Annotated in this window: 23 protein-coding genes; 9 read left to right on the top strand and 14 right to left on the bottom strand. The window is 66.7% G+C overall.

What is annotated here, in order from left to right; genetic code table 11:
• Nucleotides 1-136: 136 nt before the first annotated feature.
• Together tgt and queA are read right to left on the bottom strand one after the other, a co-directional pair.
• A complete protein-coding gene (gene tgt, locus F7R26_RS17325) occupies nucleotides 137-1288 on the bottom strand; it encodes a tRNA guanosine(34) transglycosylase Tgt (protein WP_043349485.1) in 1152 nt (383 codons plus the stop codon).
• Between the two features lie 40 nt (nucleotides 1289-1328).
• On the bottom strand, nucleotides 1329-2375 hold the full coding sequence (queA, locus tag F7R26_RS17320) for a tRNA preQ1(34) S-adenosylmethionine ribosyltransferase-isomerase QueA (RefSeq protein WP_150986059.1): 1047 nt from the start codon (nucleotides 2373-2375) through the stop codon (nucleotides 1329-1331).
• 184 nt (nucleotides 2376-2559) lie between these two features.
• On the opposite strand from queA, the gene recG reads away from it, so the two are divergent.
• The 6 genes from recG to ubiA all read left to right on the top strand — a co-directional run bounded on the left by recG (nucleotide 2560) and on the right by ubiA (nucleotide 9390).
• Complete coding sequence (gene recG, locus F7R26_RS17315; RefSeq protein ID WP_150985957.1) at nucleotides 2560-4761, top strand: ATP-dependent DNA helicase RecG; 2202 nt, start codon at nucleotides 2560-2562, stop codon at nucleotides 4759-4761.
• A 122-nt stretch (nucleotides 4762-4883) separates the two neighbouring features.
• Entirely contained in the window at nucleotides 4884-5837 is a 954-nt protein-coding gene (locus F7R26_RS17310) for a LysR substrate-binding domain-containing protein (RefSeq protein ID WP_150985958.1), read from the top strand.
• Nucleotides 5838-6124: 287 nt separating this feature from the next.
• On the top strand, nucleotides 6125-7570 hold the full coding sequence (locus F7R26_RS17305; RefSeq protein ID WP_150985959.1) for a catalase: 1446 nt from the start codon (nucleotides 6125-6127) through the stop codon (nucleotides 7568-7570).
• Between the two features lie 77 nt (nucleotides 7571-7647).
• The gene (locus F7R26_RS17300; protein ID WP_150985960.1) at nucleotides 7648-7842 is read left to right on the top strand and encodes a hypothetical protein; all 195 of its coding nucleotides are present in this window, start codon (nucleotides 7648-7650) and stop codon (nucleotides 7840-7842) included.
• Nucleotides 7843-7919: 77 nt separating this feature from the next.
• Complete coding sequence (locus F7R26_RS17295) at nucleotides 7920-8405, top strand: Dps family protein (RefSeq protein WP_035867478.1); 486 nt, start codon at nucleotides 7920-7922, stop codon at nucleotides 8403-8405.
• A 127-nt stretch (nucleotides 8406-8532) separates the two neighbouring features.
• Entirely contained in the window at nucleotides 8533-9390 is an 858-nt protein-coding gene (gene ubiA / locus F7R26_RS17290) for a 4-hydroxybenzoate octaprenyltransferase (RefSeq protein WP_150985961.1), read from the top strand.
• Between the two features lie 65 nt (nucleotides 9391-9455).
• On the opposite strand, the gene proC is transcribed toward ubiA, so the two are convergent.
• Nucleotides 9456-10280, bottom strand: coding sequence for a pyrroline-5-carboxylate reductase (gene proC, locus F7R26_RS17285; RefSeq protein ID WP_150985962.1), 825 nt, complete (start codon nucleotides 10278-10280; stop codon nucleotides 9456-9458).
• A 45-nt stretch (nucleotides 10281-10325) separates the two neighbouring features.
• Nucleotides 10326-11054: a YggS family pyridoxal phosphate-dependent enzyme gene (locus tag F7R26_RS17280; protein WP_150985963.1), complete on the bottom strand. Its 729-nt coding sequence runs from the start codon at nucleotides 11052-11054 to the stop codon at nucleotides 10326-10328.
• 63 nt (nucleotides 11055-11117) lie between these two features.
• On the opposite strand from F7R26_RS17280, the gene F7R26_RS17275 reads away from it, so the two are divergent.
• The 3 genes from F7R26_RS17275 to F7R26_RS17265 all read left to right on the top strand — a co-directional run bounded on the left by F7R26_RS17275 (nucleotide 11118) and on the right by F7R26_RS17265 (nucleotide 13911).
• Complete coding sequence (locus F7R26_RS17275; RefSeq protein WP_150985964.1) at nucleotides 11118-12161, top strand: type IV pilus twitching motility protein PilT; 1044 nt, start codon at nucleotides 11118-11120, stop codon at nucleotides 12159-12161.
• A gap of 34 nt (nucleotides 12162-12195) precedes the next feature.
• On the top strand, nucleotides 12196-13335 hold the full coding sequence (locus F7R26_RS17270; protein ID WP_043349449.1) for a PilT/PilU family type 4a pilus ATPase: 1140 nt from the start codon (nucleotides 12196-12198) through the stop codon (nucleotides 13333-13335).
• Nucleotides 13336-13419: 84 nt separating this feature from the next.
• The gene (locus F7R26_RS17265; RefSeq protein ID WP_150985965.1) at nucleotides 13420-13911 is read left to right on the top strand and encodes a glutathione peroxidase; all 492 of its coding nucleotides are present in this window, start codon (nucleotides 13420-13422) and stop codon (nucleotides 13909-13911) included.
• 37 nt (nucleotides 13912-13948) lie between these two features.
• On the opposite strand, the gene F7R26_RS17260 is transcribed toward F7R26_RS17265, so the two are convergent.
• The 10 genes from F7R26_RS17260 to F7R26_RS17215 all read right to left on the bottom strand — a co-directional run bounded on the left by F7R26_RS17260 (nucleotide 13949) and on the right by F7R26_RS17215 (nucleotide 22827).
• Nucleotides 13949-14638, bottom strand: a complete 690-nt coding sequence (locus F7R26_RS17260; RefSeq protein ID WP_150985966.1) for a helix-turn-helix transcriptional regulator — start codon at nucleotides 14636-14638, stop codon at nucleotides 13949-13951.
• 54 nt (nucleotides 14639-14692) lie between these two features.
• The gene (locus F7R26_RS17255; protein ID WP_150985967.1) at nucleotides 14693-15058 is read right to left on the bottom strand and encodes a VOC family protein; all 366 of its coding nucleotides are present in this window, start codon (nucleotides 15056-15058) and stop codon (nucleotides 14693-14695) included.
• 73 nt (nucleotides 15059-15131) lie between these two features.
• The gene (locus F7R26_RS17250; RefSeq protein WP_150985968.1) at nucleotides 15132-15854 is read right to left on the bottom strand and encodes an LrgB family protein; all 723 of its coding nucleotides are present in this window, start codon (nucleotides 15852-15854) and stop codon (nucleotides 15132-15134) included.
• A complete protein-coding gene (locus tag F7R26_RS17245) occupies nucleotides 15851-16237 on the bottom strand; it encodes a CidA/LrgA family protein (protein WP_150985969.1) in 387 nt (128 codons plus the stop codon). The genes F7R26_RS17250 and F7R26_RS17245 overlap by 4 nt, the downstream gene beginning before the upstream one ends.
• Nucleotides 16238-16314: 77 nt before the next feature.
• Entirely contained in the window at nucleotides 16315-17580 is a 1266-nt protein-coding gene (gene glcF, locus F7R26_RS17240) for a glycolate oxidase subunit GlcF (RefSeq protein ID WP_150985970.1), read from the bottom strand.
• Between the two features lie 65 nt (nucleotides 17581-17645).
• Nucleotides 17646-18761 (bottom strand): glycolate oxidase subunit GlcE, encoded by a 1116-nt coding sequence (gene glcE, locus F7R26_RS17235; RefSeq protein ID WP_150985971.1) that lies wholly within the window; start codon nucleotides 18759-18761, stop codon nucleotides 17646-17648.
• Nucleotides 18762-18790: 29 nt separating this feature from the next.
• Entirely contained in the window at nucleotides 18791-19750 is a 960-nt protein-coding gene (locus F7R26_RS17230) for an ion transporter (protein ID WP_150985972.1), read from the bottom strand.
• A gap of 2 nt (nucleotides 19751-19752) precedes the next feature.
• Complete coding sequence (locus tag F7R26_RS17225; RefSeq protein ID WP_150985973.1) at nucleotides 19753-21246, bottom strand: FAD-linked oxidase C-terminal domain-containing protein; 1494 nt, start codon at nucleotides 21244-21246, stop codon at nucleotides 19753-19755.
• Nucleotides 21247-21499: 253 nt separating this feature from the next.
• Entirely contained in the window at nucleotides 21500-22036 is a 537-nt protein-coding gene (locus tag F7R26_RS17220; RefSeq protein ID WP_241754356.1) for a GNAT family N-acetyltransferase, read from the bottom strand.
• Complete coding sequence (locus tag F7R26_RS17215) at nucleotides 22033-22827, bottom strand: hypothetical protein (RefSeq protein ID WP_150985974.1); 795 nt, start codon at nucleotides 22825-22827, stop codon at nucleotides 22033-22035. The genes F7R26_RS17220 and F7R26_RS17215 overlap by 4 nt, the downstream gene beginning before the upstream one ends.
• Between the last annotated feature and the right edge of the window lie 38 nt (nucleotides 22828-22865).

Here is a 22865-nt window from a genome sequence, read left to right as displayed (position 1 = left end):
CATTCTACCACCCGCTTGCAGCCGCATTCCATGCCCGATCCGGGCATTTACGGTGTAGTACGGGTTTGTTCGGGGCGCCTTGCGAGCCGCTTGGCAGCTGCAGGCACCGCTATTCGACCGAAGCCGTGCGGAAAGTTCACGCCGGGGCGGGCGTGGCCGGCTGCGCCCCGCGCGCGCGATCGGCGGCAAATCGCAGGCGGAAGGCCTCGAAGCGGTGTTCCTCGATGGCTTCGCGCATCTCGCTCATCAGTTCCAGGTAGTAGTGCAGGTTATGGATGGTGTTCAGGCGCGCGCCCAGAATCTCGCCGACCCGGTGCAGGTGGTGCAGGTAGGCGCGCGAGAAGTTGCGGCAGGTATAGCAGCCGCAGGACTCGTCCAGCGGGCGGGTGTCGTTGCGGTGGACGGCATTCTTGATCTTGACGTCGCCAAAGCGCGTGAACAGCCAGCCGTTGCGGGCATTGCGGGTCGGCATCACGCAGTCGAACATGTCCACGCCCGACGCCACGCCGGCCACCAGGTCTTCGGGCGTGCCCACGCCCATCAGGTAGTGCGGCTTGTGCGCGGGCAGGCGCGGGCCCACGTGCTCCAGCACGCGCATCATGTCTTCCTTGGGTTCGCCGACCGACAGGCCGCCGATGGCGTAGCCGTGGAAGTCCAGCTCCGACAGGCCGGCCAGCGACTCGTCGCGCAGGTCCTCGAACATGCCACCCTGGACAATGCCGAACAGCGCGTTGGGGTTGCCCAGGCTGTTGAACTCATCGATCGAGCGCTTGGCCCAGCGCAGGCTCATGCGCATGGAGGCGGCAGCTTCCGCGTGGGTGGCGGGGCGGCCGTCGATTTCGTACGGTGTGCATTCGTCGAACTGCATCACGATGTCCGAGTTCAGCGTGCGCTGGATCTGCATCGAGATCTCGGGCGACAGGAACAGCTTGTCGCCATTGACCGGCGAGGCAAAGGTCACGCCATCCTCGGTGATCTTGCGCAGCGCGCCCAGCGAAAACACCTGGAAACCGCCTGAATCGGTCAGGATCGGCTTGTCCCAGCCCATGAAGCGGTGCAGGCCACCGTGCTTTTCCACCACTTCCAGCCCGGGACGCAGCCACAGGTGGAAGGTATTGCCCAGGATGATCTGGGCGTTGATCTCACCGAGCTCGAGTGGCGACATCGCCTTGACCGAGCCATAGGTGCCGACCGGCATGAAGATCGGCGTCTCGACCACGCCGTGGTTGAGGGTGACGCGGCCGCGGCGGGCGTTGCCGTCGGTGGTGAGCAGTTCGAAGTTGAGCATGACGGGATTCGGGATTCAGGGTCGGGCTGGCGCGGCGCGCTCAGGGCTGGGGCTGGCGCGTCAGCAGCATGGCGTCGCCGTAGCTGAAGAAGCGGTAGCGCTCGGCCACCGCATGGCGGTAGGCAGCGCGGATGGGCTCCACCCCGGCCAGCGCCGACACCAGCATCAGCAAGGTCGACTTGGGCAGGTGGAAATTGGTGATCAGCGCATCGACCACGCGGAAACGGTAGCCGGGCGTGATGAAGATCTCGGTGTCGCCACTGCCGGCGGCCAGCATGCCATCGGCAGCGCCGGCGGACTCCAGCGCGCGCAGCGAGGTGGTGCCGACCGCGATCACGCGGCCGCCGGCGGCGCGCGTGTCGCGCACGGCTTGGGCCAGCGCATCCGAGACCTCGTACCACTCGGCGTGCATCTTGTGCTCGGCCAAGTTCTCGGTGCGCACCGGCTGGAAGGTGCCGGCGCCCACGTGCAGGGTCAGGAAGCCGCGGCGCACGCCCAGCGCGTCGAGCCGGGCGAACAGGGCCTCGTCGAAATGCAGGCCGGCAGTCGGCGCGGCCACCGCGCCGGGGGCGCGGGCGTAGACCGTCTGGTAGCGGGATTCGTCGAAGGCGTCGGGATCGTGGGTGATGTATGGCGGCAGCGGCAGGCGGCCGTGGCGCTCGATCAGGTCCAGCGCCGGCTCGGGGAAGGTGAGCGTGAAGAACTGGTCCACGCGCGGGCCCACAGTGACGTCGAAGGCATCCGCCAGGCGCAGCAGGCTGCCCTCGGGCGGCGTCTTGGAGGCGCGCACCTGGGCCAGCACGGTGTGGCTGTCCAGTACCCGCTCGACCAGCACCTCGACCTTGCCGCCGCTGCTCTTTTGCCCGAAGAAGCGCGCCTTGATGACGCGGGTGTCATTGAACACCAGCAAATCGTTGGGGCGCAGGTAGTCGACGATGTCGGTAAACGCCCGGTCTGTGAGGCGGGTGGTGCCCACCCGGGCGTCCGTATCCACCACCAGCAGCCGGCTCGCGCCGCGCTCCGGCAAGGCGGTCTGGGCAATCAGTTCGGGCGGGAGGGCAAAGTCAAAATCGGACAGCGTCAGCATCATGGGGGCAAAAACGGCCGCAGACCGCGCGGTGGCGCGGCCGGCATAGGTACAATCGGCGAATCCGATATTGTAAGGCTTGGGGCGGCTGCTCCGCCCGGGCGCGCGTGATATCGCCTATTTGCGCCAACCAGCGCGTGCCACCCGACGCGCGCCCCGACCCGAATCGCCAGCCACGCCCCAGATGCCAGGAACCGTTCCCGACCGAACCCCGGAAACCAACGACAGCCCGCCCACGGCGCGCGCCGGGGACAAGCCGGGCCGTGCGGGCAAGGCAGCGGCCAAGGGCGCTGCCGCCGGCAAGCCGTCCTCAGCCATGGCCCGGCTGCATAAGCTCGGCCTCAAGCGCGATGTCGATCTGGTGCTGCACTTGCCGATGCGCTATGAGGACGAGACCACGCTGCTGCCGATTGCCGATGCCGTCGGGCGCGCGGGCATGGGGCTGACGGTGCAGGTCGAGGGCGTGGTCACCTCCAACGAGGTCAGCCTGCGCCCGCGCCGCCAGATGGTGGTCAAGATCGCCGACGATAGCGGCGAGCTGACGCTGCGGTTCATTAATTTCTACGGCAGCCAGACCCAGCTGATGGCCGAAGGCGCCTGCCTGCGGGTGCGCGGCGAGCTGCGCGGCGGCTTCTTCGGCGCGGAAATGGTCCATCCCACGGTGCGCGCGGTGACGCCCGGCGAGGCGCTGCCCGAGCGGCTGACCCCGGTCTACCCGAGCACCGCCGGCATCCCGCAGAGCTACCTGCGCAAGGCCATCGGCGGCGCGCTGTCACGCACGCCGCTGCCCGAGACCCTGCCCGCGCCCGTGCTGCAAGGCCCGCTAGCCCAGCTCAAGCTGCAAGCCTTGCCCGAGTGCCTGCGCCTGCTGCACGCACCGCCGCAGGATGTGGACGAGCACGCGCTGATCGAGCGCTCGCACCCGGCCTGGCAGCGCATCAAGCTCGATGAGCTGCTGGCGCAGCAGCTCTCCCTCAAGCGCTCCCAGGCGGCGCGGCGCGACAAGAGCGCGCCGCCCATGCCGCGCCGCGCGGGCGGCCTGCTGACCGCCTTCCTGGCCGCGCTGCCGTTCAAGCTGACCGGCGCGCAGCAGCGTGTGGTGGAAGAGATTGCCAAGGACATGGGCGCGCCCCATCCGATGCACCGCCTGCTGCAGGGCGACGTCGGCAGCGGCAAGACCATCGTGGCGGCGCTGGCCGCCTGCCAGGCTATCGATGCCGGCTACCAGGCCGCGCTGATGGCACCCACTGAAATCCTGGCCGAGCAGCATTACCGCAAGCTCTCCGCCTGGCTGGAGCCCCTGGGCGTGCCGGTGGTGTGGCTGGCCGGCAGCCTGAAGACGCGCGCCAAGCGCGAGGCCGCGGCCAAGGTCGAGTCCGGCGAGGCCAAGCTGGCCATCGGCACCCACGCGCTGATCCAGGACAGCGTCAAGTTTGCCCGCCTGGGCTTGTCCGTGGTCGATGAGCAGCATCGTTTCGGCGTGGCCCAGCGGCTGGCGCTGCGCGGCAAGGCGGACCCCGATGCCGCCGCCGCGCAGGGCAAGGCTGTCACGGTCGCGCAAACCGTGCCGCACCAGTTGATGATGTCGGCCACGCCGATCCCGCGCACGCTGGCCATGACCTACTACGCCGACCTCGACGTCTCGGTGATCGACGAATTGCCGCCCGGGCGCACTCCGGTGGTGACGCGGCTGGTCAACGACGCGCGCCGCGACGAGGTGATCGAGCGCGTGCACCACGCCGCCGCCGATGGCCGCCAGGTCTACTGGGTCTGCCCGCTGATCGAAGAGAGCGAGGCGCTGCAACTGCAGACCGCGGTGGAAACCTATGAAACGCTGGTCGCCGCCTTGCCCGACCTCAAGGTGGGATTGGTGCACGGGCGCCTGCCACCGGCGGAGAAAGCCGCGGTGATGGAAGACTTTACCGCCAACCGGCTGCAGGTGTTGGTGGCCACCACTGTGATCGAGGTGGGGGTGGACGTGCCCAACGCCTCGTTGATGGTGATCGAGCATGCCGAGCGCTTCGGCCTGGCGCAGCTGCACCAGTTGCGCGGCCGGGTAGGGCGAGGCAGCGCGGAATCGGTCTGCCTGCTGCTGTACCAGGCACCGCTGTCGCCCACCGGGCGAGAGCGCCTGGCCACCATGCGCGAGACCACCGACGGCTTCGAGATCGCCCGGCGCGACCTGCAGATACGCGGTCCCGGCGAGTTCCTCGGCGCGCGCCAGTCCGGCGAGGCCATGCTGCGTTTCGCGGATCTCAACACCGACGCCTGGCTGGTCGACTATGCCCAGGAGGCCGCCGAACTGATGCTGGCGCGCTTTCCGGAGGCGGTTGAAGCGCACCTGCTGCGCTGGCTGGGTGGCAGGGAGCATTACCTGAAGGCCTGATGTGACGGCGGGGACTCACCGGGTGCGGGCGCTCAGGTATCGCCTGCATCGCTTTGCCTGTCATCTCTGACAGAACGTCGAATCGAAGGTAAAATCTATCGCTTAACGGAAATTGATAAGTCATGACGCTCACCGAACTCAAGTACATCGTCGCCGTAGCGCGCGAGCGCCATTTCGGCCGGGCGGCCGAAGCCTGCTTCGTGTCGCAGCCGACGCTGTCGGTGGCGATCAAGAAGCTGGAAGACGAACTTAATGTGCAGATCTTCGAGCGCGGCACGTCCGAAGTCTCGGTGACGCCGATCGGCGAGCAGATCGTGGCGCAGGCCCAGCGCGTGCTGGAGCAGACCATGGCCATCCGCGAGATCGCCAAGCAGGGCAAGGACCCGCTGGCCGGGCCGCTGCGGCTTGGCGTGATCTACACCATCGGGCCCTACCTGCTGCCCACGCTGGTCAAGGAAATGATCCACACCGTGCCGCAGATGCCGCTGATGCTGCAGGAGAACTACACGGTCAAGCTGATTGAGTTGCTCAAGCAGGGCGAGATCGATTGCGCCATCATGGCCGAGCCCTTTGCCGATTCCGGGCTGACCGTGCAGCCGCTGTATGACGAGCCCTTCGTCGTGGCGGTGCCGCGTGGCCACCATCTGGAGCATGCCGGGAAGGTGGATCCCGACGAACTCAAGCAGCAAACCATGCTGTTGCTGGGCAGCGGGCATTGCTTCCGCGACCAGGTGTTGGGCGTATGCCCGGAGCTGTCGCGCTTCTCGCAGGCGGCCGACGGCATCCAGAAGACCTTCGAAGGCTCCTCGCTGGAAACCATCCGCCACATGGTCGCAAGTGGCGTTGGCATCACGGTGCTGCCGCGGACTTCGGTGCCGGACCTGAAGTCCAACAAGAACGACCTGCTGGCCTACGTGCCCTTTACCGATCCGGTGCCCGACCGGCGCGTGGTGCTGGCCTGGCGCAAGAGCTTTACCCGCCTGCCGGCCATGGAAGCGCTGCGCCGCGCGGTGGCCGCCTGCGACTTGCCCGGCGTCAGCATGCTGGCCGCCAAGGAACTGGCTGAAGCCGCCTGAGCGCGCCCCGTGCTTGCCGGCGCTGCGCGCCGGCGGCACGCTTTGCCCTGCCTTGTTTTTTTCTTCCCCTCCTCGATTTTTCTAACTTCACTGCGTCTTTTTCCTATGCCATGCTGGCGCGCAGGCATGGCATAGGCATGCTCTATTTCATAGTTAGAAATAATTGAATTTCATATTCAATAGCCTTTCTGTACACTTCCTGCGTCGACGCATATTTCCCGGCGGCTTTGCCGCAGCCCGCCCCAGCCAGACTCCCCCGTTCCACCCCCAAGAAAAATGAGGCCAAGATGAGCAAGAACAAGGACACTCTCACCACCGCCGCTGGCGCGCCGGTAGCCGACAACCAGAATTCGCAGACCGCCGGCGCGCGCGGGCCGATGCTGCTGCAAGACGTGTGGTTCCTGGAAAAGCTCGCTCACTTCGACCGTGAAGTCATCCCCGAGCGGCGCGTGCACGCCAAGGGCTCGGGCGCCCACGGCAAGTTCACGGTGACCCATGACATCTCGCGTTTCACCAAGGCCTCGGTCTTCGCCAGCGTTGGCAAGGAGACGCCGATCTTCATCCGCTTCTCCACGGTGGCGGGCGAGCGTGGCGCCGCCGACGCCGAGCGCGATGTGCGCGGGTTCTCGGTCAAGTTCTATACCGATGAAGGCAACTGGGACGTGGTGGGCAACAACACGCCGGTGTTCTTCGTGCGCGACCCGCTGAAATTCCCGGATTTCATCCACACGCAAAAACGCAATCCGCGCACCAACCTGCGCGACCCGATTGCCGTATGGGATTTCTGGTCGCGCCATCCGGAATCGCTGCACCAGGTCACCATCCTGATGAGCGACCGCGGCCTGCCGCAGAACTATCGCCAGATCCATGGTTTCGGCTCGCATACCTTCTCGTTCATCAATGCGGCCAACGAGCGTTTCTGGGTGAAGTTTCACTTCAAGTCGCAGCAGGGCATCGCCAACTGGACCAACGAGGAAGCGGCCAAGGTGGTGGCGGGCGACCGCGAGAGCGCGCAGCGCGACTTGTTCGAGAACATCGAGCGCGGCAACTTCCCGCGCTGGAACGTGCGCGTGCAGGTCATGCCCGAAGCCGATGCGGCCAGGTACCACATCAACCCGTTCGACCTCACCAAGGTGTGGCCGCACAAGGACTATCCGCTGATCGACGTGGGCGTGCTGGAGCTCAACCGCAACCCGGACAACTACTTCGCCGAGGTGGAGCAGGTGGCGATGAACCCCTCCAACATCGTGCCGGGCATCGGCTTCTCGCCCGACAAGATGCTGCAGGGCCGGCTCTTCTCGTACGGCGACACGCAGCGCTACCGCCTGGGCGTGAACCACAACCAGATCCCGGTGAACGCGCCCAAGTGCCCGTTCCACAATACCTTCCACCGCGATGGCGCGATGCGCGTGGACGGCAACCAGGGCGGCAAGCTCAACTACGAGCCGAACCGCGAGGGCGCCTACGCCGCCAGCGAGCGCGCCATCGAGCCGCCCCTGGCCCTGGATGGCGCGGCCGACCGCTTCGACCACCGTGTCGACAGCGATTACTACAGCCAGCCCGGCGCGCTGTTCCGCCTGTTCGACGAGGCCCAGCGCCAGCGTCTTTACGCGAACATTTCGGCGGCCATGCAGGGTGTGCCGGAAAACATCGTGCGGGTGCAGCTGGAGCACTTCACCAAGGCCGATCCGGCTTATGGCGAGGGCGTCAAGCGCGCGCTCAACCTGAAGTAATGCGCAAGCAATGAAGCAGGGCAGTGCGGGTGGCCCCGAGCCGGGGCCACCTTGAAAGCCCGGCACGGAGAACCATCATGGCCATGTTCAGACTGTTCGTCAGCGAATTTCAGCAGTTGCAGCAAGTTGCCCACGACCGCCCCCGCCGCGCAGACGCGGCGCGCCTGCAGCGCAAGCTGTGGCGCACGGAGATCGGGCTGGCGGCGGTCGCGCTGGGCGCGGTCGCGATGTTCCTGGACGCGGCCAAGGGTTTGTCTGCCTTTACCGGGTGATGCCATAATGTGCGGGTTGTGCCGCGTCCCGTGGCGCGGCAGTTGTCAGAGCCACCCCAGACTGGAGCGTACCTATCATGGCAAAGAAGAATGAGATGAGCGTGAACATCGGCATTTCCGACAAAGAACGCAAGAAGATCGCGGAAGGCCTGTCCAAGTTGCTGGCGGATACCTACACGCTCTATCTCAAGACCCATAACTTCCACTGGAACGTCACGGGTCCGATGTTCAACACCTTGCACCTGATGTTCGAGACGCAATACACCGAGCTGGCGCTCGCCGTGGATTCGATCGCCGAGCGTATCCGCGCGCTGGGCTACCCGGCGCCGGGCACCTACAAGGAATACGCCCGCTTGTCGTCGATCCCGGAGGAAGAGGGCGTGCCCGAAGCCACCGAGATGATCCGCAAGCTGGTCGAAGGCCAGGAAGCCGTGGTGCGCACCGCGCGCTCGCTGTTCCCGGTCATCGACGCCGCCGGCGACGAACCCTCCGCCGACCTGCTGACCCAGCGCATGCAGACGCACGAAAAAACCGCGTGGATGCTGCGCTCGATGCTGGCCTGATGCCCTGATCGACATCACCGGCGGCCTTGGTGTGCTGCCGGCCATGCGCGCCGCGCCCTGACCGGGTCGCGGCGCGTTTTCGTTGAATGCCAATGCTTTGCCCGACCCCGTGCCGCGGCCCCTCGCCATGCTTGAACGCTTAGCCCTGTACGCGCGCCTTGTGCGCATCGACAAGCCCATCGGCACGCTGCTCCTGTTGTGGCCCACGCTGTGGGCACTGTGGATGGCCTCGGGCGGCCAGCCGGTGTGGAGCCTGTTCTGGATCTTCGTCATCGGCACCTTCCTGATGCGCTCTGCCGGCTGCGCCATGAACGACTGGGCCGACCGCGACTTCGACAAACACGTCAAGCGCACCAAGGAGCGGCCGCTGACCGCGGGCAAGATTGCCGCGTGGGAGGCCGTGGCGGTGGCGGTGGTGCTGGCGCTGGCAGCCTTCGCGCTGATCACGCCGCTCAATGGGTTCACCAAGTGGCTCGCGGTGGTCGGCGCCGTACTTGCCGCCACCTATCCGTTCTTCAAGCGGTTCTTTGCCATCCCGCAGGCCTACCTTGGCATTGCTTTCGGCTTCGGCATCCCGATGACGTTCGCCGCGGTGCAGGACCATGTGCCGGTGGTGGCGTGGGTGATGCTGCTGGCCAATGTGTTCTGGGCGGTGGCCTACGATACCGCCTACGCCATGGTGGACCGCGACGATGACTTGCTGCTCGGCATGAAGACGTCGGCCATCACGTTCGGGCGATTCGATGTCGCCGCCATCATGATCTGCTATGCGGTGTTCCTTGGCCTGATGGCCTGGGCCGGTACGCAGTTCGGGCTGGGCTGGCCGTACTGGATCGGCCTGGCGGCGGCGGCGGGATGCGCGGTGTATCACTACACGTTGATCCGCGAGCGGGATCGCATGAAGTGCTTTGCCGCGTTCCGGCACAACAACTGGCTGGGCGCTTGCGTGTTTGCCGGGGTGGCTGCGGCTTATGCGTTGCGCTGAGGCTGCGCTTGAGCGTCCTGACGGCTTGCGTCCTTTCCCGTGAGGCGGGAAAGGACGTACCCAACTCAGTCCTTGCCAAACTCCGCGCCCATTTCCGTCGCGCGTTCAGCGGCGGCATGCATGGCCCTGGCGAAGGCTTCGCCGATGCCGGCGGCTTGCATGGCGGTGAGCGCGGCGTAGGTGGTGCCGCCCTTTGAGGTCACGCGCTCGCGCAGCAAGCTGACCGGCTCTTCCGACTGTGCCGCCAGGGCCGCGGCGCCGCGGAAGGTCTCCACTGCCAGCGCGCGCCCTTGCTGGGCGTTCAGGCCGAGTTCCACGGCCGCTTTCTCCATGGCTTCGATGAAATAGAAGACGTAGGCCGGGCCGCTGCCGGAGATGGCGGTGACTGCGTCGATCTGCGCGTCGCCTTCCACCCACTCGCACTTGCCCACGGCTTGGGCCAGTGCGCTGGCGATATCGCGGTCCTGCTGCGCCAGTCCGGCTACCGCCGCCAGGCCGGTCATGCCCATGCCGGCCAGCGCCGGGGTGTTGGGCATGGCGCGCACCAGGCGGGTGCGCCCGCCGAACCAGCGCTGCATGTCGGCCAGGCGGATGCCGGCGGCCACGCTCACGATCAGGCTGTCGCCCAGGTGCGGCAGCAGCGCTGCCGCCGCTTCGCGGAACTGCTGCGGCTTGACCGCCAGCACAAGCACATCGCTCTTGCCAAAGGCGGCGTCGGGCGCGCCTGCCGCATGCACCCCGAAGTCGCGCCGCAGGCGCGCCTGCGCTTCATCGAACGGATCGACCACGCGGATCGAGGTGGCTGGCACGCCCCGGGCGATCAGGCCGCCGATCAGGGCGGTGGCCATATTGCCGCCGCCGAGGAAACCAAAGGTGAGGGTCTTGAGCATATCGGTCTCTTGCTGGGAATCGTCTGGGAAGAAGGGGGCGGGCGTTCAGGCCGGCCTGGCCTGTGTCGCCTCGGGTGCCGTGGCATGGTCGCGCGCGCCGAATATGGCGGTGCCGATGCGCACCACGGTAGCGCCCTCGGCAATGGCGGCCTCCATGTCGGCGGACATGCCCATCGAGAGCGTGTCCACATCCAGCCCGGCGGCGCGCAAGGTGTCGAGCAGGGTGCGCAGCGCGGCAAACGGCCGGCGCTGGGCATCCAACTCGCTCTGCGGCTCCGGAATGGCCATCAGGCCGCGCAGCCGCAGCCCGGGCAGCGCCGCCACGGCGCGTGCCAGCGCGGGCACTTCGTCTGGCGCGATACCGCTCTTGCTGGCTTCGCCGCTGATATTGACTTGCAGGCAGACCTGCAACGGCGCCATGCCGGCGGGCCGCTGCGCCGACAGCCGCTCGGCGATGCGCAGGCGGTCGATGGCATGGACCCAATCGAACTGCTCGGCCACGGCACGCGTCTTGTTGCTTTGCAGGGGGCCGATAAAGTGCCAGCTTATCTGGTCGCGCAAATCGCCAAGCTGCGCAATCTTGTCCACGCCTTCCTGCACGTAGTTCTCGCCAAAGGCGCGCTGGCCGGCATCAAACGCTGCCCGCACCGCGGCGGCGGGGAAGGTCTTCGAAACCGCCAGAAGCGTGACGTCACCGGCCGGTCGCCCGGCCTGTTGTGCGGCCGCCGCGACGCGCCGGTTGACGGCTTGCAAGTTGGCGGCGATTACAGACATAATCCGGCGAACATATCAAGAAGTACAACAATAAGTACGACAAAAAGGGTGGGGTCATTATAGATGGACATCGCGCAGCTATTGGCTTTCGCCGTCAAGAACAAGGCGTCCGATCTCCATCTCTCGGCAGACATGCCGCCGATGGTGCGTATCCACGGCGACATGCGCCGCATCAATGTGGCCGCGATGGGCCACAAGGATGTCCACGCCATGGTGTACGACATCATGAGCGACACCCAGCGCAAGCAATATGAGGAACGGCTGGAAATCGACTTTTCATTCGAGATCGCCAGCCTCTCGCGTTTCCGGGTCAATGCCTACAACACGCAGCGCGGCGCCGCCGCCGTGTTCCGGACCATCCCTTCCAAGGTACTGACGCTGGAAGACCTGCGCGCGCCGGCGGTATTCGCTGACCTGTGCATGAAGCCGCGCGGCCTGGTGCTGGTGACCGGCCCGACCGGCTCGGGCAAGTCCACCACGCTGGCGGCGATGGTGGACCACCGCAACGATCACGACATGGGCCACATCCTCACAGTGGAGGACCCGATCGAGTTCGTGCACACGTCCAAGAAGAGCCTGATCAACCAGCGCGAGCTGGGGCCGCACACGCATTCCTTTGCCAACGCGCTGCGCTCCGCGCTGCGTGAGGATCCCGACGTGGTGCTGGTGGGGGAGCTGCGCGACCTGGAAACCATTCGCCTGGCGCTGACCGCGGCCGAAACCGGCCACCTGGTGTTCGCCACGCTGCACACGAGCTCGGCGGCCAAGACCATCGACCGGGTTGTCGACGTGTTCCCGCCCGAAGAAAAAGACATGGTGCGCACCATGTTGTCGGAATCGCTGGAAGCGGTGATTTCGCAAACGCTGCTCAAGACGCGCGATGGCAACGGCCGTACGGCGGCCCACGAGATCATGATCGCCACGCCGGCGATCCGCCACCTGATCCGCGAGAACAAGATCGCGCAGATGTACTCGATGATGCAGACCAGCAGCGGCCTTGGCATGCAGACGCTGGACCAGTGCCTGTCGGACCTGATCAAGCGCGGCATCATCAACTACAACGATGCGCGCGCCATTGCCAAGAACCCCGACTCATTCACGGGCTGAGGCGAGTCCGCCGCATCCGAACCAGGACACCGCCATGCTCGATCGCGAATCCGCTGCCAAGTACATCAACGACCTGCTCGAGCTGATGGTGGGCAACCGCGGCTCGGACCTGTTCATCACCGCGGATTTTCCGCCGGCCATCAAGGTCGACGGCAAGATCACGCCAGTCTCGCAGCAGCCGCTCAACCCCACCCAGGCGCTTGGCCTGGTGCGCTCCATCATGAACGAGCGGCAGGCGGGCGAGTTCGACGGCAGCCGCGAGTGCAACTTCGCCATCTCCGTGCCCAACGCCGGGCGCTTTCGCGTCTCCGCGTTCATCCAGCAGGGCAAGGCGGGCATGGTGGTGCGTACCATCAATACGCGCATTCCTTCGGTGGAAGACCTCGACCTGCCACCCGCGCTGCATGACATCGTGATGTCAAAGCGCGGACTGGTGATCGTCACCGGCGCCACCGGCTCGGGCAAGTCGACCTCGCTTGCGGCCATGCTCGATCACCGCAACGCGCATTCGTACGGGCACATCATCACCATCGAGGACCCGATCGAATACGTGCACGCGCACCAGAACTGCATCGTTACGCAGCGCGAGGTCGGCATCGATACCGACTCCTGGCACGTGGCGTTGAAGAACACGCTGCGCCAGGCGCCCGACGTGATCCTGATCGGCGAAATCCGCGATCGGGAAACCATGGAGTACGCGATGCAGTACGCCGAAACGGGCCACCTGTGCCTGGCCACGCTGCACGCCAACAACGCCAACCAGGCCATCGACCGCGTGGTCAACTTCTTCCCCGAGGAAAAGCGCCAGCAGTTGCTGATCGACCTGTCGCTCAACCTGAAGGCGATGGTGTCGCAGCGCCTGTTGCCGCGCAAGGGGCAGAAGGGCCGGGTGCCGGCCGTGGAGATCATGCTCGGCACGCCGCTGGTGGCCGACCTGATCTTCAAGGGCGAGATCCATGCGCTCAAGGAAGTCATCAAGAAGTCGCGCGAGCAGGGCATGGTGTCGTTCGACCAGGCGCTGTTCGATCTCTACGAGGCCGGCAAGATCACCTACGAAGACGCGCTGCGCAATGCCGACTCCCTCAACGACCTGCGCCTGATGATCAAGCTGCACGGCACCATGGACCGCGAGACCGACCTGGGCGCCGGCACCGAACACCTGAATGTGATCTGAGCACCCACGGCCGCGTCGCCAAGTACACTGTCCGCCGGTGGGCGCACATCGCCGTCCACCGCCGTGTCACCCGAGGATTCCGTCATGAGCAATGTCTACCAGTTCGAAGCCAGCTCCCTGGCCGGCCAGCCGGTGCCGCTGTCGCAATTCAGCGGCAAGGTGCTGCTGATCGTGAACACGGCTAGCGAGTGCGGCTTTACGCCGCAATATGCCGGCCTGCAGGCGCTGCAGGACCAGTACGCGGCCAGCGGCCTTGAAGTGCTGGGTTTTCCCTGCAACCAGTTCGGCAAGCAGGAGCCGGGCGACGCCGCGCAGATCGGCCAGTTTTGCGAGTCGCGCTTCCACGTCACCTTCCCGATGTTCGGCAAGATCGACGTCAAGGGCGACAACGCGCATCCGCTGTATCGCTGGCTGACCTCGGAGAAGCCGGGCGTGCTTGGCCTGGAGGCGATCAAGTGGAATTTCACCAAGTTCCTGCTGCGCCGCAACGGGACGGTGTTCAAGCGCTATGCGCCCACCACCAAGCCCGAGGATATCAAGCGCGACATCGAGACGCTGCTGGCCGAGCCGGCGTAGGACGCATCTCCAATCACCTGAGCAGCCGATCAGCCGGCTAGCCGCTGGTGTGCTGCACCGCACGCAGGAAGCCGTTGAGCGAGCGGTCGGGGGTTTCGTGGAAGCGGTCTTCCAGCATGACGATGCCGCGGCAGCGGTCCAGGCGGAAGCTGCGATAGTCGATGCGCGTGGTGCACCAGGCGGCCAGCAGCCAGCTATTACCCCAGAAGAACAGGCCCAGCGGCTGCACGATGCGGTCGGTGGCGCGCTGCTGCGCGTCGGTGTAGTCCAGGCGCAGCAGGCGTTGCGCGTTCATGGCGCCATGCACTACGTCAAAGGCGTCGCGCACCTGCGGCAGGTTGACGAATTCGGGGGCGAACACGCGGCTTTGCTGCGCCGCATGACGCCGCGCGGGCGGTAGCGCCGCCACCAGCTTTTCCAGCGCGGGATCGGCCGCGGCGGCCAGCGCGCCGCCGCCCCAGGCCTTGAGCAGCCGCAGCCCGGCCACCAGCGCTTCGACTTCGATCGCGGTGAACATCAGCGGAGGGACGTCATAGTCGGCCCGCAACCGGTAGCCAATGCCCGCTTCGCCCTCGACCGGCACGCCCGACAGCGACAGCGCCTGGATATCCCGGTACACCGTGCGCTCGGACACCCCGAGCCGCTGCGCCAGCAGCGCCGCCGTGGTGAGGCGGCGCCCGCGCAGTACCTGGACGATCTGGAAAAGGCGGTCGGCGCGGCGGCTCATCGAGGCTTCATCTTGGTGCTATGCGGGGATTGTTAAAACGGTCGCGGTGGCCGGCTATCCTGCCAGCGGCTGGTGCAGGCCGACGCGATTGCCTTCGCTGTCGATGATATGCGCGATATGGCCGATATCGCCAGGCAACTGCAGCGGGCCGAACACGGTCTTGCCGCCGGCCGCGGACACACGCGCCAGCAGCGCCGTGAGCTGCGCCGTGTGCAGGTAAGGCAGGCAGCCGTCGGCCGAAGGGCGGAAGCCCTCGCCGGCTACCAGTGCGCCGCCAGGCTCATGGTTGGCAAAGACAGCCATGTCGATCTGCGCCATGGTTTCGCGCTTGAGGGTGGTCTCGAAGGCCTGCTCGTAGAACCGGATGGCACGGGTCATGTCCGCGACAGGAATTTCAAGCCAGTTGATCAGTCCGCTCATGATGGTCTTTCTCAGGGGTGATGGTGAGACGGATCATGCGCGAGGGCTCCTGACAACGTCCTGTCAGCAGGGATCAGCGCGGTATCCATGCCGCCAGCATCGGCACCATCACGGCGGTCAGCACGCCGTTCAGGCCCATGCCGAGCGCGGCGAAGGCGCCGGCCTCCTGGTTGACCTGGAAGGCGCGCGCGGTGCCGATGCCATGCGCTGCCACGCCGGTGGCGAAACCGCGCACGGTGTAGTCGGAAACGCGCAGCAGGTTCAGCAGCTTGGTGGCGCTGACCGCGCCGATGATGCCGGTGGCCATCACCAGCACGGCCGTCAGCGAGGGCAGGCCACCGATCTTCTCGGCCACGCCCATGGCGATCGGGATGGTGACCGACTTGGGCGCGAGCGAGCGCATGGTCTCGGGCGATGCGCCCAGCAGCCAGGCGATGCCCACGGCCGACACCACCGCCACCAGCGATCCCGCCAGCAGCCCGCCCAGCAGCGGGAACACGTGCTTGCGCAACTTGGGCAGCTGCATGTAGAGCGGCACCGCCAGCGCGACGGTAGCGGGCCCGAGCAGGAAGTGGACGAACTGCGCGCCATCGAAATAGGTCTTGTACGGCGTGCCGGTCACCGTCAGCAGCGTGACCAGGATGGCGACCGCGATCATCACGGGATTGGCTAGCGGCGAGAAGCGCGCGCGCTCATAGACGCGGAACGCGAAGACATAGGCCAGCAAGGTAGCGGTCAGGCCGAGCAGCGGGCTGGCTGCCAGATAGACCCAGATCTCGTTCAGGCGCGGCGTCATGCTTGTTCTCCCGAACCGGCTTGCGCGCCGGCATCCTCGGGCGGCCGGGGCTTGCCCATCAGCGCGCGCGCCACCAGCGCGGTGGTGGCGATCGCAAGCCAGGTGGACACCACCAGCGCCACCACGATCGGCAGCCACTCCCCGCCGATGCGGTGCGCGTGCACCATGATGCCGACACCCGCCGGCACGAACAGCAGCGACAAGTGCTTGAGCAGCTCGGAGGTGGTCCCCTGGATCACCGGCAGCAGCCGGTCGTCGAACGTGAGCCAGCCGAACAGCAGGATCATGCCGATCACCGGCCCGGGCACAGGCAGGCTAAGGGAATAACTGAGCGCTTCCCCGACGGATTGGAAAACCAGCAGGATGGCGAAGGTCTGAAGCATGCGGGTGCGGGGCGAAAGGAGCGAAAGGCGGCAAGGTTGAATGCCATCGCATGGTAACCCGGCACCACGCGTCCAGCCTACCCCAGCATGCGGTCCACCAGCTCGATCCAGTGCATCACCGGCGTGCCGGTGCCGCTCTGCAGGTGCGTGATGCAGCCGATATTCGCCGAGACGATGGCCTCGGGCTTCGAGGCCTGCAGATTGGCGAGCTTGTCATCGCGCAGCTGATAGGACAAAGCGGGCTGCAGCACCGAGTACGTGCCTGCGGAGCCACAGCAAAGGTGGCTGTCGGCACAGAGCTTGACGTCCACGCCCAGGCCTGTCAGCAGGGCTTCCACCTTGCCGCGGATCTGCTGGCCGTGCTGCAGCGTGCAGGGCGGATGATAGGCCACGCGCTGGCCATTGGTGTTGTTGGTGCCCTTGCTGCTTCTTGCCTCGTCGGCCGCGTCCTGCAGGGCGTCGGCGAAGTTGGGCAGCAGCTCCGACAGATCCTTGGTCAGCGCCGAGATCTGGCGCGCGCGATCCGCATAGCGGGCATCGTTGCGCAGCAGGTGGCCGTATTCCTTGACCATCACGCCGCAGCCCGACGCCGTCATCACGATGGCCTCCGCGCCGGCCTGCACCGCCGGCCACCAGGCGTCGATATTGCGCCGCATATTGTCGAGGCCGCCGTCGTGGTCGCCGGTGTGATAGCGCACGGCGCCGCAACAACCGGCCTCGCGCGCCATCACCAGCTGCACGCCAACGCGGTCGAACACGCGTGCCGTGGCGGCATTGATGTTGGGCGACATCGAAGGCTGCACGCAGCCGTCGAGCAACAACATCTTGCGCGCATGCGTGGTGCGGGGCCATGCGCCGGCTTCGACCGCCTGCGGCACCTTGTTGCGCAGCGCCTGCGGCAACAGCGCTCGCACGCGCTGCCCCATGCGCATGGCCGTGCCGAACAGCGCCGGGCGCGTCATGCTCTCGCGCAGCGCCCACCGCGCGAGGCGCTCGCGCGCCGGGCGCTGGATGCCTTCGGCGGCAAGGCGGTCGTCCACCACCTTGCGGCCGATGTCGACCAGGCGGCCGTACTTCACGCCCGAGGGGCAGGTGGATTCGCAGTTGCGGCAGGTCAGGCAGCGGTCCAGGTGCAGGCGTGTGCTTTCCGTGACGGGCTGGCCCTCCAGCACCTGCTTCATCAGGTAGATGCGGCCACGCGGGCCGTCCAGTTCGTCGCCGAGCAACTGGTAGGTGGGACAGGTCGCGGTACAGAAGCCGCAATGCACGCATTTGCCGACGATGGACTTGGCTTCTTCGCCGTCGGGCGTGTCGCGCAGGAATTCGGCCAGTGTGGTTTGCATGGTTCGGGGACTCTCCGGTGCCTTGGCTGGGGATCGATGCGGTGTGGCGCGGTGCGGCCCGTGGCTCAGAGGCCAGCGTACATGCGCTGCGGATTGAAGATGCCGGCGGGGTCGAACGTCGCCTTGAGCCGCTGATGGATGGCAGCCACCGGCGCGGACAGCGGCGTGAACACGCCCACGGCCTTGTCGCCGTTGCGGAACAGCGTGGCGTGGCCGCCGGCCGCCTTGGCCGCGGCGCGCACGATGGCGCTGTCGGCCGCGCTGTCGCTGCCGCCCAGCCACCAACGCTGGCCGCCGCCCCATTCGATCAGCTGCCCGCCGGGCAGCGCCAGCGGTGCGGCGGTGGTTGGCACGGCAATGCGCCACAGTGCCCGGCCAGCTTGCACCGGGGCAAAGAAGGCGTGGCTCTGCTCGCGCAGCGCGCGCCACAATGCATCGGCTTGCGCGGCGTCCACGGCTTCGCCGCCAAGCCGCTCGCGCGCGGCGCGCAGCGCGGCCGCCGCGCCCGACAGGCGCAGGTGCAGCACGCCGTCGTGCCAGGCCGAAGCGGCAATCGGCAGGGGCTGGCCGCCCCAGTCGTTGAGGCGATCGAGCGCCGCGGCCTCGTGCAGCGCAAATCGCAGCGTGGCGTCGTCGAAGGGCACCGGCAGCACCTTGAGCGAGACTTCCAGGATCAGCCCCAGCGTGCCGAGCGATCCCGACATCAGCCGCGAGACGTCATAGCCGGCTACGTTCTTCATGACCTGGCCGCCAAAGCTCAGGACGTCGCCACGGCCGTCCATCACGCGTGTGCCCAGCACAAAGTCACGCAATGCGCCCACCGCCTGCCGGCGCGGGCCGGACAGGCCCGCGGCCACGGCGCCGCCGATCGTGGCCACGTCGCTGGCATTGGCGCCGGTGCTGAAGTGCGGCGGCTCGAACGCCAGCATCTGGCGCCGTTCGGCCAGCGCCGCTTCGATCTCCGCCAGCGGCGTGCCGCAACGCGCGGTGATCACCAGTTCGGGCGGATCGTAGTCGACGATGCCGCTGTAGGCGCGCGTGTCGAGCAGGGTGCCTTGCGCATGCTGGCCGTAGAAATCCTTGCTGCCGCCGCCGCGCAGGCGCAGCGGCGCGCGCGTGTCGGTGGCATGCCGGATGGCATCGCGAAAGGCGGTGAGGGTGGCTTGCGGATCTGCTGGCATGGTGGCGGGCGGGTGTCGGCTGAACTAGGTCAGGCGGAAGAAGTGGGACGGCGAGGTGGTGTCTCGGCGCTTGCGCGGGAGCCTGCCGGCTCGCGTTCGCTCTCGCCCTGGTAAGGCGGCAGCTCGCTGCCGCAGTGCTTGCAGTAGCCGGCGTCCGGATCGTGGCCTTCCGTCAGGCAATGGTTGCAGGTGCGCGTGGTCAGCGGCCGCTTCATGATGCTGGCGGCCAGCTCGGCGCCCACGATGCCGGTGGGGAAGGCGATGATGCCGTAGCCCAGCAGGATGGTCAGCGAGGTGATGAACTGGCCCAGCGGGGTCTTGGGCACCATGTCGCCAAAGCCGGTGGTGGTGAGTGTCACCACCGCCCAGTACATGCTCACGGGGATGCTGGTAAAGCCGTGCTGCGGGCCTTCCACCACATACATCACGGTGCCGAGGATCACGGTGATGATGAACACCGTGCCAAGGAAGACGAAGATCTTGCGCCGGCTGTTGGCGAGCGCGCGGTACAGGATCTGCGCCTCTTCGAAATACACCGTCAGCTTGAGGATCCGGAACACGCGCAGCAGCCGCAGCAGCCGCACGTCGATCAGGAAGGCCAGCTCCGGCACGAAGAAGGCGAGCCAGGTCGGGATGATCGACAGGAAGTCGACCACGCCGAAGAAGCTGAACACATAGCGCAAGGGACGCCGCACCACCAGGATGCGCATCACGTACTCGCCGGTAAACAGCAGCGTGAACAGCCATTCCAGCACGGTGAATATCCGGCCCAGCCGCAGGTTGACCGCCGGCAGGCTGTCGAATATGACGATCAGCACGCTGGCGACGATGGCCAGCAACAGGGTGATATCAAACAGCCGGCCGTTGCGCGTGTCGGCCTCGAAGATGATGGTGTACCAGCGCTCGCGCCAGCCCGATTCGGGCTTGCCCAGGCGCTGGCGGGTCTGCGCGCTGCTGTTGGCGCGCTGCGTTGCGTTTTGACCTGGCATGTTCAGAAGCGCGGCAGTTCGGGGTGCGGCAGCAGGCCGCGCTTCACATGCATGCGGCCGTACTCGGCGCAGCGCGCCAGCGTGGGGATGGCCTTGTCGGGGTTGAGCAGGCGCGCCGGGTCGAAGGCCGCCTTGACGCCAAAGAACAGCTCACGCTCTTGCGCGGAGAACTGCACGCACATGGAATTGAGCTTCTCCACGCCCACGCCGTGCTCGCCGGTCACCGTGCCGCCCAGCTCCACGCAGCTCTCCAGGATGTCGGAGCCGAACAGTTCGGCGCGGTGCCATTCGTCCTGGTCCGCACCATCGAACAGGATCAGCGGGTGCATATTGCCGTCGCCCGCATGGAACACGTTCATGCAGCGCAGGCCGTACTTGCGCTCCATCTCCTCGATGCGCTTGAGCAGCGTGCCGATATGCTTGCGCGGGATGGTGCCGTCCATGCAGTAGTAGTCTGGCGAGATGCGCCCGGCGGCGGGGAAGGCGTTCTTGCGCCCGCTCCAGAAACGCAGCCGTTCGGGCTCGCTTTGCGACACCTGGATGCGGCTGGCGCCGGAAGCGCGCAGCACCTCGCTCATGCGCTCCACTTCCTCGGCCACTTCTTCCGGCGTGCCGTCGGACTCGCACAGCAGGATGGCGGCGGCGTCCAGGTCGTAGCCGGCGCGCACGAATTCCTCGACCGCGGCGGTGGCGGGCTTGTCCATCATCTCCAGCCCGGCCGGGATGATGCCGGCGCCGATCACATCGGCCACCGCGTTGCCGCCCTTGGCCACGTCATCGAAGCTGGCCATGATCACTTGCGCCAGTTGCGGCTTGGGGATCAGCTTGACGGTCACCTCGGTGACCACCGCCAGCATGCCTTCGGAGCCGATCACGGCGGCCAGCAGGTCCAGGCCCGGCGCGTCGGGCGCTTCCGAGCCGAACTCCACCACTTCGCCTTCCATGGTGACGGCGCGCACGCGCAGCACGTTGTGCACCGTCAGGCCGTACTTCAGGCAATGCACGCCGCCCGAGTTCTCGCTGACATTGCCACCGATGGTGCAGGCGATCTGCGAGGAAGGATCGGGGGCGTAATAGAGGTTGTACTGTGCGGCGGCCTCGGAGATGGCGAGATTGCGCACGCCGGGCTGGACCACCGCGGTGCGCGAGCGCACGTCCACGCTGACAATGCGCTTGAACTTGGCCAGCGACAGCACCAGGCCGGTGGCGATCGGCATGGCCCCGCCGGACAGGCTGGTGCCGGCGCCGCGCGGCACCACGGGCACCTGCAGCGAGTGGCACAGGCGCAGGATGGCGCAGACCTGGTCCTCGTTGTCGGGCAGCGCCACGGCCATCGGCACCTGGCGGTAGGCGGCCAGGCCATCGCACTCGTAGGGCACGGTGTCTTCGGGTTTCCACAACAACGCCGCATCGGGCAGGATTTTCGCCAGGCCGGCGAGCAACGCGCTGCGGCGTGCGTCGTCGGCGACCAGTGAGACTTCGTGCGGGGCGTTCATGGCAACTCCTGTTATGGCCGCCGGCGCCCGCAGTGGCAGGGCGGGCGCGGGTGGGGAGCAAGGACTATAGCGCAGCCAGGTGGCTGCGCAGCCCCGTGGCGACGTGAATTCCGCATGGCAAGCCGATCAAAATCGCTCATGACGGCATGTTCCAAGAACCTGCCATGCGGGCGGTGGCAGGGACGATCCTCGCGGGCTGGCCGGTACCAATCCAGCTTAGCACCGGCGTGGTACAAGGCGCCAAGAGGGCGCTTTATGGTCCGCGCGGTGCCAGCATGTGCACCATTTCCAGCTTGTCGTGATAGTCCGGTGCCACATAGAGCGCCTGCGGCTCCACGCCGTAGCGCACGAAGCCCATGGCCTCATAGAGCGCAATCGCTGGCGCATTGATGACGTTGACGCTGAGCGTGACCTGGCGCAGCCCGGGCATGGCGGTGGCTACCGCCAACGCCTGCTCCATCAGTTGCCGCCCGAGGCGCCGGTCGCGATAGCCCGGCGCCACATACATGCCCCAGATAAACGCCTTATGGCGCTGCTTGGCCTTGTCCTCGCGCATCACCCCGACCACGCCGGCCAGCGCGGTGCCGTCCCCGGTGGCGTCGAAGGCGCCGAGCACGGCCTTTTCGGGCGTTGCCTCAAGGCGGCCGGCGATGGTGGCCAGCGGCAGGTCGCGCTCTTCCTCGAAGCTGGAACCGAAGGCAGCGGGCGCCTCCAGCAGGCCTTCGAGGCGCAGTGCGTGGAAGGCTTCAGCATCGTTGGGGGTGAGCAGGCGGATCTGCATGGGCATCATGCGTGCTCCTGGTTGGCAGTCACGAGCTGTTGTCTGGCGCGTCGTTCCCGATATGCCTTGATTGCCCATTGTGTAACAGCTGTAGCAAGGATTGCCATGGGAAAGGCGATCGCGATGGTGCTTTGCGGCAAGAGTACGGCCAAGGTGAAGCAGAAGGCGACAAAGGAAAACAAGCCTGCCGCCATCGAAGTCAGCAAGGTAACGACAAAGTCCGGGCCGGCTGCCCGGTGCGAGAACACCGACAGCACAATGCCAAGCACTGGGAATACGGCCAGCAGCCCGCTCCAGGTGGAGCCGATCGATGCCGACAGGGTCGTTACCGCGACCGTCAGGGCCGCACCGGCCAGCATGCGCATCAGCAGCCCCGCGCGAGACACGGGAGCCGCCAGCCCGGCCGGACCGGGCAGCGGAAAGAGCGACGGGCAGATGCCTAGCGTGAGCAGCGCCAAGGCCAGAGCAGTGAAGGGCGAGAAGGGCAGCCCGCCAAGCAACGCCGCCGCGGCCAGCCAGGCACACAAGGCAGCCGTCAGCGCCAGTGGCCAGCCGTGCCGGCGGCAACTCCATGCATAGGCCAAGCTGAACGAGACCGACGCGAACACGGCGCAGAGGGCGCTGGTAGCCGCCGATGCGGCAAACGGCGCGCCACGTTCCAGCGCAATCAAGAACAGGATCGGACCAACTACCACGGGCATGCCGGCCAGCAGGCCGGCCACGCTGGGGCCCCAGCGTTTGCCCGCCATGGAGATGCATGCGATGAAGCCGGGTACCAGTAACAGCTTCAGGGCGAGCATTGGCAGGATTCCTCTTCGTTGATTTTCTGGTTTGGGTT

It is taken from the genome of Cupriavidus basilensis, from assembly GCF_008801925.2.
GTDB classification, from domain to species: domain Bacteria; phylum Pseudomonadota; class Gammaproteobacteria; order Burkholderiales; family Burkholderiaceae; genus Cupriavidus; species Cupriavidus basilensis.
This window is presented reverse-complemented; position numbering and strand designations above follow the sequence as displayed.